Genomic DNA, 13,145 nt, shown 5'->3' on the forward strand with positions numbered 1-13,145 from the left:
GAGAACTCCGGCGACGGCAACTACTTCAAGGCCGGCGCCTACACGCAGGCCAACTGCGACCGTTCCTCCCCGTGCAGCGGCGACAACTACGGCGAGGTCGAGATCTACGACCTCAACGTCACGCACGGCGACGGCGACGAGGACGGGGGCGGGGACGACGATGAGCAGAACCCCGACCCGAACCCCGGCAGCACTGTCGACGTCTCGGACTCGGACGAGCTGGCGGACGCGTTCGACGCCGCGCAGGCCGGTGACCGGATCGTGCTCGCGGACGGCGCGTACGAGATCAGCGGTATGAGCGGCAAGCACGGGACGGAGGACGAGCCCATCACCGTCGTCGCGGCAAACCGCGGCGAGGCGGAGATCAACGACGGGCAGCTGGAGATCGAGGACTCCTCGTACGTGACGTTCGAGGGCCTGACGTGGACCAACAGCGACACGTTGAAGATCACCAGCTCAAACAACGTGCGCCTGACCCGCAACCACTTCCGGCTCACCGAGGAGGAGTCCCTGAAGTGGGTCCTCATCGGCGGGGCGGACAGCCACCACAACCGGATCGACCACAACCTGTTCGAGGAGAAGCACGAGCTGGGGAACTTCATCACCATCGACGGATCGGAGACCGAGCAGTCCCAGCACGATCGCATCGACCACAACCACTTCCGCAACATCGGCCCCCGCGCGGAGAACGAGATGGAGGCCATCCGGGTCGGTCAGAGCGCGATCTCCGAGTCGGACGGACACACCCTCATCGAGCACAACCTCTTCGAGGAGTGCGACGGTGACCCGGAGATCATCTCCGTGAAGAGCAACAACAACACCGTCCGCTACAACACCTTCCGTGCCTCCCAGGGCACCGTGACCCAACGGCACGGCAACGAAGGCCAGTTCTACGGCAACTTCTTCCTCGGCGAAGGGAAGGAGGGCACCGGCGGCATCCGGATCTACGGCCAGGACCACACGATCTACAACAACCACTTCGAGGGCCTGACCGGCAGCGGCTACGACGCGGCGCTCCAGATCGACGGCGGCAACGTGGACACCTCCGGCGCGCTCAGTGAACACTTCCGTGTCTACCGGGCGACCGTGGTGAACAACACCTTCGTCAACAACACCTCGAACATCGAGATCGGCGCCAACTACGACCTCGCCCCCGTCGACACGGTCATCGCCGACAACCTGGTCGTCGGCAGCGAGGGCAAGCTGTTCAACGAACTCATGACGCCGGAGAACATGACCTACGCCGGCAACATCGCCTGGCCGACCGGATCGGCGACCGTCGGCGTCAGCGAACCGGACTCCGCCATCATGACGGCCGACCCGCTGCTCAGCGGCGAAGGCCCCGTGCAGCACATCGGCGCCGACAGCCCGGCGATCGACGCCGGCACCGGCGACCACGCGTTCGTCACCGACGACATCGACGGCCAGCCCCGCACCGGCACCGCCGACATCGGAGCGGACGAACACTCCTCGTCAACCATCACCCGAACCCCCCTCAACGCATCCGACGTCGGCCCGGACGCCGAGTAGGCGCAGCGGAACGGCAAAGCGGCCGGGGCGGCGCAGTCATGCTGCGCCGGCCCGGCCGCCCGGTGAAACGATCAGCTTTAAGTGTTGTCCTCGGCGGGCTCGGCGGCCTCAACCGCCGGAGTCGTCCGAGCCGCCTCGGAGCGTTCGCGCATCTTGCGCAGCAGCTCCTGCTTCCGATCGGCGGCCGACTCACGGTCCGCGGTACCCGCATGGGCAGAGCCCTGCCGGTCGGCACGGGACAGCCTCTTGCGCTGCCCGCCTACGCCGAGAAGGTTGTTCTGGCGCTTGGCCATGGAGAGTTCTCCATCCTGATGAGAAGTGGTCCGGAAGACGCCGGTGAGGATGGCAGACGCTACATGGCACGACCTTAACACGAGCCCGAACCCCCGGCACCTGATTTTCCCCCACGCCACCCCGGCCCCCGTCCACGACGTTCAGGTTCTCCAGCATCCGCTGGCCCCTCCGGCGACGGCTGGCAGGAGCGGTGGCGACGCGGTCAGCTCGACTTCTTGGCGAGTTCGGCGAGGAAATGCGGCAGTCGGCCGGCACCGAAGTCGTAGAACCGTGCCCACTGCGGCTCGACCGCGATACGCGCCATCTGGTCGTACATAGCCCGGCAGTTCCGCTCGAACTCGGCCGCGTACTCGGCGTCGAAGTTCTTCCGCGCGGCCGCGAGGTACTCCGGAACCACCCCGTCGACGATGGTGAGGTGTACGACGCCGCGCACCGACAGTGTCTTGGCCGAGCCAGGGCTGTCGCCGGCGTCGATGGTCAGGGCAACCTCGGGGCGGGCGGACAGCGCTTCTACCTTGGGCGCCGTGGCCGCGGTGGACATGACGATCTCGTCACCGGTCCAGAAGATACCGATCGGGATGACGCGTGGCCGCCCGTCGAGTCCGTTGTATGCCAGCCGCGCCATTGACGCCTGGCTCAACAGCTCGTGGGCGTCGGCCAGCTCCTGTGCGATCTGCTCGGGGTCCATGAGTCGTCGTCCTCTGCTGTCGTGCGGCCGCGCGCGGCCGCCATGTCCCTGGGACGGAGACGCCGGCACGCTCTCGACACCCGCGGCCGCATCACCGTCGACTCGCCCACGGTATTCGTGCCTACAGACAAGACCGAGTGGCGAAGTGGAGGTCCAGGACTTCGAGCAGGTCTCCGTCCTCGCGGTACGCCCCCTCGGCGAGCAAGGGGCGCGCGATCGTGGTGAGCGTGTCGCTGAACGGCCTCCGCGAACGACTCCCGCTCTCGGGATTCGGTGACGTCCGTGCTCAGCCCGAGGCCGGCGAGCCTGCGTGTCAACGGTTTCTTCTCCCCGAAGGCGGCCGCTTTCCCCCCGCCGGCCCCGGCCGCGTCAGGTAGAGGACAGGCCACGATGCTCTGCCCAGTGCACAGCGGCATTGAGGACCGCCTTCGACCAGGGTTCGTCGGGACTACAGCGCTCGGAACCTCTCTTCCATGTCATCGATGCGCTCGGCTCGGCGGCTCATCAGGTAGACCTTGGTGTGCGTGCGCTGTACTTCGTGCAGGAGCTTGAAGCCCTGGGTCTCGTTGTATCTCGGCCGCGTTCTCCCGCCAGCTCGGAAGCCCGCGTTCCTCCAGCCAGTTGGAGCGGACGAGGATCATTTCTTCAACGGCGGGAATGTCATCGGCTGTGGCCGGGCGCATTCCGAACACGGTGTCTCCTGATAGTTGGAACCCACCGGGAGTCTTCGTGTGAGGCCCGCTTTGCAGTTGCCGGGCATCCTCTTGCGCCTTCCCGATTGCCTGCTGTAGTCCTATCGTCGCGCTCCGGTATCGGTTCGGGGCAGGGGTCGTCCGTCCCGGGCGGCGGCAGGGACGGGGAGGCATATGACATTCGAAGCGGGCGAGTTGAGTCCTGAGCGGTCCGTGCGGCACCTGTACGGTTTCGACTTGCGGCGGCACCGCGAGCACGCGGATCTGTCGCTGGCGAAGCTGGCCGGGGAAGTGCCGTGCAGCAAGAGCCAGCTGGCGAGGATCGAGACGGCCGAGTCCATGGCCCTGCCGGGCCTGTCGGAGGAGTTCGACCGGCTCTTCGGCACCAACGGGCACTTCGTGCGACTTCATGCCCTGGTCCGCCGGGAGTTGCATCCGGACCAGTACCGGCGCTTCATGGGCTATGAGGAGAACGCCCAAGTCATCGAGTACTACGCCACGCAGGCGGTGCCCGGCCTGCTTCAGACGAAGGAGTACGCACGGGCTTTCTTCGGATACGCGCCGGATGTCGCCCCGGAGGTGCTCGAGGAACGGTTGGCGGCTCGCATGCTCCGGCAGGAGCGGCTTGAAGGGGCGGGATCTCTTCGTGTGTGGGCGATTCTGGATGAGGCGGTCCTGCGCCGCCCGGTCGGCGGCCCGCGCATCATGCGGGGCCAGCTTGCGCGTCTGCTGCTGCTCGGGGACGACTCGGCCTCGGCGCTTCAGGTCCTGCCCTTTGCGCACGGCGGTCACGCCCTGATGGAAGGGCCGCTCACTCTCCTCCGGATGCGCGACGGCAGGGCGGTCGCCTGGGAGGAGGGGCGCAACTCCGGTTATCTGCACGAGGATGCGGAACTGGTCGAGCGACGCAGGCGGCTTTACGATGCGCTCAGGGCGTACGCGCTGTCACCGAAGGAGTCGGCTCAGTTGATCCGGCGCATCATGGAGGAGTACAAGCCGTCGTGAGCGTTGTCAGGTGGCGGAAGTCGAGTTACAGCAACATGGACGGCGGGAACTGCGTCGAGGTGGCCGATGGGGTCGCCGGGGTGGTTCCTGTGCGGGACAGTAAGCGTCCGGGGCCGGTTGTCGTTGTGTCGGCGGGGGCCTGGCGGGCGTTCGTCCAGGGTGTCGGATTGAATCCGTAAGTCTTCGAGCGGAACGGTGTCTGTCATGCGAGTTGATCTGAGTGGTGTCAGGTGGCGGAAGTCGAGTTACAGCAACATGGATGGCGGGGACTGCGTCGAGGTGGCTGATGGGGTCGCCGGGGTGGTTCCTGTGCGGGACAGCAAGAATCCGGGGCCTGTTGTCGTCGTTCCGGCCGGGGCGTGGCGGGTGTTCGTGCGAGGTATCGGGCGCTGAACGTCACACCTTCGTACCGCGGGGGTGGGCCGCATGGCGTGGGGTGGGGGTGAGGTTTTAGGGTCGCGGCATGAGGCCAGGAGAGCAGCAGCCGGGGGGCGAGTCTTGGTCGAACCCCTATCAGCAGCCGGGATATCAGCAGAACAACCCGTACCGCGCCGAGCAGCCCGGTGGGCCGTGGCAGGCGGCGGGTGATACGCCGCCGCCCGTGCCGCCGCCGGGCGGGGGTGGCGGTCGGCGGCGGACGGTGATCGCCGTGGCGGCCGTGGTGGTCCTGGTGGTGGCGGGGGTCCTCGGCAGGGTCTTCGTCGTCGCCGGGGACGATGGGGAGCCGGAGGCCGGAGGCGAGCAGAGCCCGTCCGCGGAGGAGACCGAGCGGCCCGCGGCGCCGGACGATCCACGGCAGGGGGTCGTCGAGCAGCCCGATCCCGTCGTCGCGCCCGACTGGCAGGTGCAGACGAACGAGGACCGCAACAACGCGTTCGACGTGCCCCCAGAGGACTGGGAGATCGAGAGCGCGAGCACCGCGCGCGGCTACGAGCAGGAGGTGCCGGGCGAGGAGCCGACGGGCGAGATGACGATCGGGGTCATGGCACCGGCCGTCTACCTGAACGCCTACTGCGCGGAGGCCGAGTACCTCAGCGATCGGGCGATGGCCGGGACGCGGGGCGGGCAGGGCTACACCGGTACCGAGGAGGCCGCGGCGGCGGACGCGGAGCGCTTCGCGCTCGCGGCCTGGGCGGGTACGCACGAGGCCGAGGTGGAGGTGGGCGAGCCGGAGCCGTTCGAGAGCGAACACGGCCTGGTGGGGCACACCGTGACGGCGACGGTCACCGGGCTGCCGCAGGGCGAGGACAGCCCGTGCGGTCCGCCGGCCGGCCGGGTGACGACGGTCTCGTACCTCGACCCCGACAACGACCTCGCGACCTGGGTGCTCGTCGCGGACGTCGGCGTTCCCGAGGCGCTGGACGAGGAGACGATCGGCCAGATCATGAACAGCCTGCGGCCGTTCCCCGCCGAGAGCGACTGACCGCGCCTCAAGGCGGCGGGGGCACAACGGCCGCGGCGAGGCGCAGCCCCGCGGCCTGGGCGCCGCGTATGAACACGAGGCGGTCCGCGCTCTCCGGCGGGTAGTCGCGGTAGCCCGACGGGGTGCGGGGCGGCTCGGGCAGGAGTCCCTTCCGTTTGTAGAACCTGACCGTCTTCGTGGTCACCCCGGCCGCGTGGGCGAGCGATCCCGCCCGTCGCCCGGAAGGGTGCTCATTCGACGGTGGCGAGGAACTGGGTGGCGGCCAGTTCGGCGTACAGCGGGCTGCCGTTGACCAGTTCGGTGTGCGTGCCGACGGCGAGCACCCGGCCGTTGTCCATCACCACGATGCGGTCGGCGGTGGTGACCGTCGACAGCCGGTGTGCCACGACCAGCACGGTGGTTTCGCGCGCGACGGCCGCGACCGTGTCGCGAAGCGCCGCCTCGTTCACCGCGTCCAGCTGGGACGTCGCCTCGTCGAGCAGCAGCAGCCGCGGGCGGCGCAGCAGGGCCCGTGCGATGGCGACGCGCTGCCGCTCGCCGCCGGACAGTTTGGTGCCGCGGTGGCCGACGACGGTGTCGAGCCCTTCTGGCAGCCGTGTCACCAGCGTTTCGAGGCGGGTGGTGGCGAGGACGGCGGTGACCGCCGCCTCGTCCGCGTCGGGCGCGCCGAAGAGCAGGTTGTCGCGCAGCGTGCCGGAGAGCACGGGGGCGTCCTGCTCGACGTAGCCGATCGCGGCGCGCAGCGCGGCGACGTCCCACTCGGCGATGTCCAGGCCGTCGAGCAGGACCCGGCCCTCGACGGGGTCGTAGAACCGCTCGATGAGGGAGAAGACCGTCGTCTTGCCCGCGCCTGACGGGCCGACGAACGCGGTCATGCCGCGCGGCGGCACGGCGAACGTCACCCCGTGGTGGATGTACGGCAGTTCGGGGGAGTAGCGGAAGCGCACGTTCTCGAAGGTGACGGCCGCGGGCTCGGCGCCGGGCGTGGGCAGGGGGGCCGGGGGCCGGTCGGGCTCGCCCGGCAGGGCCTGCACTTCCTGGATGCGGCTGATCGCCGCGGAGCCGAGCTGGTACTGCGCGACGGCCGTGACGAGCTGCTGGATCGGCGACATCAGATAGAAGACGTACAGGAGGAACGCGACAAGCGCGCCGACGTCGATCGCGCCGGTCGACACCCGGGCGCCGCCGACGGCGAGCACGGTGATGAACGCGACCTGTGTGGAAAGACCGGCCGTGTTCCCGGCGAGCGCCTGCCATTTGGCGGCGCGCACGCTCTCCCGCCAGGACTCCTCGGCCGCGCGGTGCACCGCGTCCCGTTCGCGCCGCTCGGCACCCGACGCCTTTACGGTGCGCAGGGCGCCGAGTGCGCGCTCCAGAGCTGCTCCCATGCGCCCCACGGACTCCTGTGCGCGCTTGCCCGCCCGGTTGATCAGCGGGACGATGCCGCCGATCACCAGGGAGGCGACGGCTATGACGCCGACGGTCACCGCGAGCAGCACCGGGTCGACCAGGCCCATCATCAGCAGGGTGCCGACCAGGGTGAGGCCTCCGGTGCCGAAGCCGATCAGCGAGTTGGTGGTCATCGCGCGCAGCAGCGTGGTGTCGGAGGTGGCGCGCGCCAGCAGGTCGCCGGGCTCGACGGCGTCCACGGCGGAGATCCGCAGCCGCAGCAGGGCGGAGGTGAGGGAGTGGCGGGCGGTCAGCACCACCGATTCGGCGGTGCGCTGGAGCACGTAGCCGCCGAGCGCGCCGATGCCCGCGTTCGCGACGACGAGCAGGCTGAGCAGCATGAGCGCGCCGGAGATGGAACGGTCCGCCGACAGGTCGCCGATCAGCTCCTGGGCGACGAGCGGCAGGGCGAGGCCGGTGGCGCCGGTGGCCAGGGAGAGCAGGGCGCCCGCCACCAGCGCCTTGCGGTGCGGTCGGACGTAGGCCAGGAGGACACGCCAGGGCGGGGCGGAAGCGGGAGGGGTGGACACGCGTTCACCCTACCCACGCTTGGTCACCAGTGCGGCTTGCGGAGTGACGTTCCGCCTGCTTGACTCTGGCCTGCCGCTGGAGCGGTGCTTGCAACTGGCACAGGTTGGCTGCCGGTTGCTGTGCATGGTCGGGCACGGTGCGGGCAGGTCGCCGTGCCCTGATGTGCCTTTCCCCGCCGCGGATATGTTCAATTTGTGGGTAGCCGACACCTTTTGGGTGGGTGCGATGGAGATACCGGCGGCGTTGGCCGTCTGTCTGGTGGCCGGCACTACGTCGGCCGTGCTGTTTGCCGCACTGTGGTTGCGGCAGCAACGAAGCCAGCGACGGCTGGACGTGGAGATGCGGCGCAGGACGGCGGATGCCGACGCCGAAGTGGCCGCCCTGCGCGACCGGCTGGCCGAGGCCGCGCGCCGCGAGCGGCTGATCGCCGAGGAGGCGGCGCACCTGGCGGAGAACCGGCTGCCCGCGATGGCCAAGGCGTTGCGGCACCCGCACGTCAGGGTGCCGGCGGCCCGTTACCCCGAGCTGCTCGACGGGCCGGGCGGCAAGGCGTTCGAGTTGGTACTCGCAGGGGTGTCATCGGCCGTTCTGGGGGAGCGGCGGCGCGTGGACGGCGCGGCGCAGGCGGCCATGCGCGGGGCGACGACCAAACTCCAGACCATGTGCTACCAACTCCAGACGACCGTCGACGACATGCTGCACAAGTACGACGATCCCGAGCTGGCGGAGAAGCTGGCGGGGCTCGACTACCTGAACGAGCAGATCCTGCGCCGCCTCCAGGTCACCCGCGTCGTCTGCGGCGCGGGCGCGGGCCTGGTGCGCACCGCCTCGCCGCTGCGCGCGCTGGTCATGGGCGCCAGTTCCCGCATCCCGAGCTACGAACGGGTGCAGATCGTCGACCACCTGCCGGAGCCGGTGGCCGTCGCGGACCGCGCGGCCGAGCCGGTGGCGATCGTCATCGCCGAACTGATGGCGAACGCGGTGCACCACTCGCACGGCTCGCTGCCGGTGGAGGTGTCGCTCCACCAGGCGCACAACGGTGCCGTGGTCGTCATCAACGACGCGGGCATCGGCATGAACGCCGACGAGTTCGGGCGGGCCCGCCGCCTGCTGTCGGGCAAGGAGGACATCCACCTGGCGGAGCTGGGCGACCCGCCGCGCTCGGGGTTCGCGGCGATCGGCGAGATGTGCCGGCAGTACGGCGTCGCGGTGTCCGTGGAGCCCTCGCACTACGCCGGAGTCAAGGCCGTGGTGTTCATCCCCAGCGAGCTGCTGACCCCGGTGACCGAGGAGCCGCCGATCCCCGCGCCCGTGTCGCGCCCCGCGCCCGCGGGCCCGGCCGTGGCCCCCGCCCCGGCGGCGGCAGCGGACGACCCGCCGGCCCTGCCGCAGCGGCGCAACCGCCGCGCGTCCGACCCGGCTCCCGCCGCCTCCGGCGGCGTGGGCGGCCCGGCGAACCGCGCGTTCCGCGATCCGGACGAGGCCGCGGCACGCATGGGCGCGCTCCAGCGTGGGACCGCCAGGGGACGGGCCGCGGAGCCAGGCAGCGCCCCCGAGCACGACTCTGAAAGGGATAGCCGATGAACGCCCGAGTCCCCGTCACCAAGCCCAAAGTGGACCTCTCCTTCGTCCTTACGCCCATCCTTGAGGTGCCGGATGTCCAGCACGCCATGGTGATCACCGCGGACGGTTTCTACGAGGCCCACTCGGGTCTCGACACGGAGACCGCCGAGAAGCTGTCCGCGGTCCTGGCGTCCCTGCTGGCCTCGGGGCGCGGCACCAGCCACACGTACTACGGCGGCGATTCGCTGCTGCGGCAGGTGATGGTCGAGACGTACGACGGGTACGTGTTCGTGATCCCGGCGGGCGAGGGCACCTACCTCGCGGTGTTCACGGGCCCCGGGGTGGCGATGGACAACGTTTCGTACGAGATGCAGAAGCAGGTGCAGACCCTGGGCAAGGCGATGGTCAGCCCTCCCAGGGGCGACGTCGGCAGGGCTCCGGCCGGCAGCGACGGCTGACCGGTCCGGCGGACCGGACGGCGCCCCAGGGGCGACGCCCTCCGCCGGGCAGCTCGTTGACCGCTGCGTGTGCCTTCACGCAAGGGAGTTTCGATGAACCGGCGGCTGATTCCGCCCTATGTGTGGACCGGCGGCAGAACGCGTCCGAGCCGGAACGTTCTGGACCGGCTGACCGTGCTGCGGTGCGCCATCGAGGAGATCCCGGGCGACGTGACGCCGGCCGGGCAGCGGGTGATGGAGATTCTTCAGGCGGGTGCCCTCCCGCTGGCGGAAGTGGCCGCCCACCTGTCCCTGCCCGTGAGCTTCGTCAAAGTCCTCGCCAGTGACCTCTTCGACCAGGGGCTGTTGATCGTGCGGGCGCCCACCGCGGTCCCCGCCGGTGAGCAGCCGGACAAGCAACTCCTTGAAAGGGTGATCCGTGGACTCCGCGCCCTCCAGTAGAGGTATTTATCTGCGCAACCCTGACCAGCAGTTGGTCAAGGTCATCGTGAGCGGCCCGTTCGGCGTCGGCAAGACCACCATCATCCGCACCCTGTCGGAGATCCCGCCGCTGAAGACCGAGGAGGTCATGACGGCCACCGGGGCCGTCGTCGACCACCTGCACGGAGTCAGGGACAAGACCACCACCACCGTCGGTCTCGACTACGGCCGCATCTCGCTCGGCGACGACCTCGCGCTGTGCCTGTTCGGCACCCCGGGTCAGAAGCGCTTCCACGCGCTGTGGGAGGACCTGACGCACGGCGCGCTCGGCGCGCTGATCCTCGCGGATACCCGCCGCATAGGGGATTCCTTCGAAGTGATGGGCATGATCGAGGAGCAGGGCATTCCGTACGCGGTGGCCCTGAACGACTTTCCCGACTCGCCCGACTACCCCGACGAGGACCTGCGGCAGGCCCTCGACCTGGCCCCCGAGACCCCGCTGGTCAGCTGCGACGCCCGCGACCGCGGCACGTCGCTGAACGCGCTGCTCGCGCTCGCCGAGCATGTGATGAAACTCCCCGCCCTGGAGCAGTCGTGACCACCGACCCCATGCAGCCGGTGCCGATGTACGGACCCGAGTTCGCAGGCGATCCGCACACCGTCTACGCGAAGCTGCGCGCGTACGGCGCCTGCGCGCCCGTCGAACTCGCGCCCGGAGTCCGCGCGACGCTGGTGACCAGCTACCGGGCGGCACTTGAGGTGCTGCACGACACCGACACCTACTCCAAGGACCCGCGGGTGTGGCAGCACACCCTCCCGGCGGACAGCCAGTTGCTGCCGATGCTGATGTGGCGCGCCAACGCGCTGTTCAACGACGGCGAGGTGCACGCCCGTTACCGCCGCGCCACGACCGACAGCCTGGCGCTGATCGAGCCGCACGAGCTGCGCGACCTGGTGCACCGGTCCGCCGACTCGCTGATCAGCGGCTTCGCCGACCGCGGCGAGGTGGACCTGATCAGCGAGTACGTCCGCGTGCTGCCGCTGCTCATCTTCAGCGGCGTGTTCGGCGTCTCCGAGGCCGCGAGCCCGCGTCTGGTGGCCGCGGCGCACGGCATGTTCGACGCGCACTCGCCGGAGGAGGCGCACCAGGCGAACGACGAGTTCGGCCACCTGCTGGCCGAACTCGTCGCGGCCAAGCGGGAGAAGCCCGGCCCGGACTTCACCTCCTGGCTGATCGACCACCCGGTGGAGCTGAGCGAGGAGGAGGTGATCGGCCAGCTGGTGACGACCCTTGCCGCCGGCTACGACCCGCTCACCAACCTGATGGGCAACGCCCTGGCCCGGATGCTGTCCGACCCCCGCTACTACCGCACGGTCTCCAGCGGCGCGCTGACCGTCACCGACGCCATCACCGACGTGCTGTGGAACGACCCGCCGGTGGCGAACTATTCGGCGCACTACCCGCGGCGCGACGTCGACCTGCACGGCACCTGGATTCCGGCCGGTACGCCGGTGCTCGTCTCCTACGCCGCGGCCAACACCGCGCCCGCCGACCTGCCGCCGGGGCCGCGTTCCGACTCCGGCGCCCACCTGGCCTTCGCCGCGGGGCCGCACGCCTGCCCGGCGCAGCAGCCGGCCGTGCTGATCGCCACCACCGCGATCGACCGGCTCACGTCGTGGCTGTGCGACATCCGGCTCACCGTTCCCTTTGACCAGCTCACCTGGCGCCCCGGTCCTTTCCACCGGGCGCTCACCGAGCTTCCCGCCGTCTTCACACCGATCGCGCCCGATCAGAAGGGAACCAGTCCATGGACCGTCAGCCGTTCGTCCTCGACCCCACCGGAAGAGACGTCCCCGGCGAAGCAGCCCGTCTCCGGGAGGCAGGACCGGCCGTCCGTGTCTTACTCCCCGGCGACGTCGAAGCGTGGGCCATCACCAGCCACGCCCTGATCAAGCGGTTGCTGACCGACCCGCGGGTCTCGAAGGACGCGCGCAAGCACTGGCCCGAGTTCATAGCCGGCCGGATACCGGAGACCTGGCCGCTGTACACCTGGGTCGCCGTGCAGAACATGTTCACCGCCTACGGGATGGACCACACGCGGCTGCGCAAGCTGGTCGCACCGGCCTTCACCGCCCGCCGCACCCGCGCCCTCGCCCCGCGCATCGACTCCCTCACCCGCGACCTGCTCGACACCATGGCCGCCGCGCCCGCGGGGCAGCCGCTCGATCTGCGGGCCGCGTTCGCCCAGCCGCTGCCGATACGCGTGATATGCGAGCTGTACGGGGTGCCCGCCCACCTCCAGCCCGGGATGCTGCGGACGATGGACAGCATATTCAGGACCTCGGTGCCGCCCGAGGAGGCCGCCGCCAACTACCGGCAGCTGTACGAGATACTCAGCGAACTGGCCGCCCTCAAGCGCGCCGAGCCGGACGACGATCTGGCGACCGCGCTGATCGAGGCCAGGGACGGGAACGACCGGCTCTCCGAGCAGGAGCTGCTCGACACGCTGCTGCTTGTCCTGTCCGCCGGACACGAGACCACGGTCAATCTGCTGGCCAACGCCGTCAGGGGCCTGCTGGCCCACCCCGACCAGCTGGAGCTGGTCCGCTCGGGCCGCGCGAGCTGGGACGCGGTGATCGAGGAGACGCTGCGGTGGGCCCCCTCGGTCGCAAGCCTCCCGCTGCGGTACGCGACCGAGCCGATAGAGCTGGACGACGACGTCACCATCGGCACCGGTGAGGCGATACTCGCCGTGTTCGCCGCCGCGGGCACCGACCCCGCGCAGCACGGGCCCGACGCGGCCACGTTCGACATCACCCGCCCCACCCGCGACCACCTGGCCTTCGGCCACGGCGTCCACTACTGCCTGGGCGCGCCGCTCGCCCGGATGGAGGCGCGGGCCGCGCTGCCCGCCCTGTTCGACCGTTTTCCCTCGATGGAGCTGGCCGAACCCACGCCGCCGCCCATCGAGTCCTTCATCTCCCACGGCCCCGAGATCCTGCCGGTCCACCTGGTCCGCGAACGGGTCGCCGGCTGAGCCACGCCGCGCCGCGCCGCGCCGCGCCGCGCCGCGCCGCGCCGCGCCGCGCCG

At 70.1% G+C, this 13,145-nt stretch carries 14 protein-coding genes and 1 pseudogene; 11 read left to right on the plus strand and 4 right to left on the minus strand.

The features are described from left to right. The coding region (locus tag RM779_RS28985) for a chondroitinase-B domain-containing protein (RefSeq protein ID WP_311620756.1) at positions 1–1,530 on the plus strand (1,530 nt) is incomplete at its 5' end. Between the two features lie 77 nt (positions 1,531–1,607). Here the strand turns inward: RM779_RS28985 and RM779_RS28990 are convergent. Together RM779_RS28990 and RM779_RS28995 are read right to left on the minus strand one after the other, a co-directional pair. Continuing rightward, positions 1,608–1,823: a DUF6243 family protein gene (locus tag RM779_RS28990; protein WP_311620757.1), complete on the minus strand. Its 216-nt coding sequence runs from the start codon at positions 1,821–1,823 to the stop codon at positions 1,608–1,610. A 203-nt stretch (positions 1,824–2,026) separates the two neighbouring features. Then, entirely contained in the window at positions 2,027–2,512 is a 486-nt protein-coding gene (locus RM779_RS28995) for a pyridoxamine 5'-phosphate oxidase family protein (RefSeq protein ID WP_311620758.1), read from the minus strand. A 905-nt stretch (positions 2,513–3,417) separates the two neighbouring features. Here RM779_RS28995 and RM779_RS29000 point away from each other — a divergent pair. The 4 genes from RM779_RS29000 to RM779_RS29015 all read left to right on the plus strand — a co-directional run bounded on the left by RM779_RS29000 (position 3,418) and on the right by RM779_RS29015 (position 5,632). Then, positions 3,418–4,209, plus strand: coding sequence for a DUF5753 domain-containing protein (locus tag RM779_RS29000; RefSeq protein ID WP_311620759.1), 792 nt, complete (start codon positions 3,418–3,420; stop codon positions 4,207–4,209). After that, complete coding sequence (locus RM779_RS29005) at positions 4,206–4,388, plus strand: DUF397 domain-containing protein (RefSeq protein ID WP_311620760.1); 183 nt, start codon at positions 4,206–4,208, stop codon at positions 4,386–4,388. Before RM779_RS29000 ends, RM779_RS29005 begins: the two co-directional genes overlap by 4 nt. A 25-nt stretch (positions 4,389–4,413) precedes the next feature. Then, entirely contained in the window at positions 4,414–4,602 is a 189-nt protein-coding gene (locus RM779_RS29010) for a DUF397 domain-containing protein (protein ID WP_311620761.1), read from the plus strand. A gap of 70 nt (positions 4,603–4,672) precedes the next feature. Then, positions 4,673–5,632: a hypothetical protein gene (locus RM779_RS29015; RefSeq protein WP_311620762.1), complete on the plus strand. Its 960-nt coding sequence runs from the start codon at positions 4,673–4,675 to the stop codon at positions 5,630–5,632. Between the two features lie 7 nt (positions 5,633–5,639). On the opposite strand, the pseudogene RM779_RS29020 reads toward RM779_RS29015, so the two are convergent. Both RM779_RS29020 and RM779_RS29025 read right to left on the minus strand, forming a co-directional pair. Next, positions 5,640–5,831 (minus strand): annotated as a pseudogene (locus RM779_RS29020) (MerR family DNA-binding transcriptional regulator); the annotation flags it as partial. A 31-nt stretch (positions 5,832–5,862) separates the two neighbouring features. Next, the gene (locus RM779_RS29025; RefSeq protein WP_311620763.1) at positions 5,863–7,611 is read right to left on the minus strand and encodes an ABC transporter ATP-binding protein; all 1,749 of its coding nucleotides are present in this window, start codon (positions 7,609–7,611) and stop codon (positions 5,863–5,865) included. Positions 7,612–7,891: 280 nt separating this feature from the next. On the opposite strand from RM779_RS29025, the gene RM779_RS29030 reads away from it, so the two are divergent. The 6 genes from RM779_RS29030 to RM779_RS29055 all read left to right on the plus strand — a co-directional run bounded on the left by RM779_RS29030 (position 7,892) and on the right by RM779_RS29055 (position 13,091). Continuing rightward, on the plus strand, positions 7,892–9,196 hold the full coding sequence (locus tag RM779_RS29030; protein ID WP_311620764.1) for an ATP-binding protein: 1,305 nt from the start codon (positions 7,892–7,894) through the stop codon (positions 9,194–9,196). Further along, complete coding sequence (locus tag RM779_RS29035) at positions 9,193–9,633, plus strand: roadblock/LC7 domain-containing protein (protein ID WP_311620765.1); 441 nt, start codon at positions 9,193–9,195, stop codon at positions 9,631–9,633. The genes RM779_RS29030 and RM779_RS29035 overlap by 4 nt, the downstream gene beginning before the upstream one ends. Positions 9,634–9,726: 93 nt before the next feature. Further along, positions 9,727–10,074: a DUF742 domain-containing protein gene (locus RM779_RS29040; protein ID WP_077061226.1), complete on the plus strand. Its 348-nt coding sequence runs from the start codon at positions 9,727–9,729 to the stop codon at positions 10,072–10,074. Further along, positions 10,052–10,651 carry a GTP-binding protein gene (locus RM779_RS29045; RefSeq protein WP_311620766.1) on the plus strand — a complete coding sequence of 200 codons (600 nt, stop codon included), beginning with the start codon at positions 10,052–10,054 and terminating at the stop codon, positions 10,649–10,651. The genes RM779_RS29040 and RM779_RS29045 overlap by 23 nt, the downstream gene beginning before the upstream one ends. Further along, positions 10,648–12,003: a cytochrome P450 gene (locus RM779_RS29050; RefSeq protein ID WP_311620767.1), complete on the plus strand. Its 1,356-nt coding sequence runs from the start codon at positions 10,648–10,650 to the stop codon at positions 12,001–12,003. The genes RM779_RS29045 and RM779_RS29050 overlap by 4 nt, the downstream gene beginning before the upstream one ends. 8 nt (positions 12,004–12,011) lie before the next feature. After that, on the plus strand, positions 12,012–13,091 hold the full coding sequence (locus RM779_RS29055) for a cytochrome P450 family protein (RefSeq protein WP_311620768.1): 1,080 nt from the start codon (positions 12,012–12,014) through the stop codon (positions 13,089–13,091). Positions 13,092–13,145: the final 54 nt, after the last annotated feature.

Source organism: Streptomyces johnsoniae, assembly GCF_031845565.1.
GTDB lineage: Bacteria > Actinomycetota > Actinomycetes > Streptomycetales > Streptomycetaceae > Streptomyces > Streptomyces johnsoniae.

Excerpts from the sequence above, each read along its gene's own strand:
- RM779_RS28995 (WP_311620758.1), bottom strand. The coding sequence starts at position 2,512 with ATGGACCCCGAGCAGATCGCACAGGAGCTGGCCGACGCCCACGAGCTG.
- RM779_RS29035 (WP_311620765.1), top strand. The coding sequence starts at position 9,193 with ATGAACGCCCGAGTCCCCGTCACCAAGCCCAAAGTGGACCTCTCCTTC.
- RM779_RS29015 (WP_311620762.1), top strand. The coding sequence starts at position 4,673 with ATGAGGCCAGGAGAGCAGCAGCCGGGGGGCGAGTCTTGGTCGAACCCC.
- RM779_RS29010 (WP_311620761.1), top strand. The coding sequence starts at position 4,414 with ATGCGAGTTGATCTGAGTGGTGTCAGGTGGCGGAAGTCGAGTTACAGC.
- RM779_RS29040 (WP_077061226.1), top strand. The coding sequence starts at position 9,727 with ATGAACCGGCGGCTGATTCCGCCCTATGTGTGGACCGGCGGCAGAACG.
- RM779_RS28990 (WP_311620757.1), bottom strand. The coding sequence starts at position 1,823 with ATGGCCAAGCGCCAGAACAACCTTCTCGGCGTAGGCGGGCAGCGCAAG.